General features: G+C 45.2%; 1 protein-coding gene. It reads left to right on the forward strand.

What is annotated here, in order from left to right; translation table 11 throughout:
* Positions 1-981, forward strand: a 981-nt coding sequence (gene eno, locus RAC86_RS39125; RefSeq protein WP_377887000.1) for a phosphopyruvate hydratase, incomplete at both ends; no start/stop codon positions are given.

The following is a 981-nucleotide window of genomic DNA, read 5'->3' on the forward strand; positions in this document are numbered from 1 at the left end:
TTAGTGCCAAGCGGAGCTTCTACAGGTGAATACGAAGCGGTTGAGCTTCGTGACGGCGACAAAGACCGTTACCTTGGAAAAGGCGTGTTAACAGCTGTTAACAACGTAAACGAAATCATTGCTCCAGAGCTTCTTGGCTTTGATGTAACTGAACAAAACGCAATCGATCAGCTTTTAATCGAGCTTGACGGTACTGAAAACAAAGGCAAACTTGGTGCGAACGCAATCCTTGGCGTATCTATGGCTTGTGCGCGTGCTGCTGCTGATTTCTTACAGATTCCTCTTTACCAATACCTTGGAGGATTCAACTCAAAAACGCTTCCTGTACCGATGATGAACATCGTAAACGGCGGAGAGCATGCTGATAACAACGTGGATATTCAAGAATTCATGATCATGCCTGTAGGTGCTCCTAACTTCCGTGAAGCACTTCGCATGGGCGCTCAAATCTTCCACAGCCTGAAATCAGTATTAAGCGCAAAAGGCTTAAACACTGCTGTAGGTGACGAAGGCGGATTCGCTCCAAACCTTGGTTCTAACGAAGAAGCGCTTCAAACAATCGTTGAAGCAATCGAAAAAGCCGGTTTCAAACCTGGCGAAGAAGTTAAACTTGCTATGGATGCTGCATCTTCTGAGTTCTACAACAAAGAAGACGGCAAATACCATCTGTCTGGCGAAGGCGTTGTGAAAACATCTGCTGAAATGGTTGACTGGTATGAAGAGCTTGTTTCTAAATACCCAATCATCTCTATCGAAGACGGACTTGACGAAAACGACTGGGAAGGCCACAAGCTTCTTACTGAGCGTCTTGGCAAAAAAGTTCAGCTTGTTGGTGACGACCTCTTCGTTACAAACACGAAAAAACTTTCTGAAGGTATTAAAAACGGCGTAGGCAACTCTATCCTGATCAAAGTAAACCAAATCGGTACATTGACTGAAACCTTCGATGCGATCGAAATGGCGAAACGCGCAGGCTACACA

The organism is Bacillus sp. LR_5 (assembly GCF_042709275.1).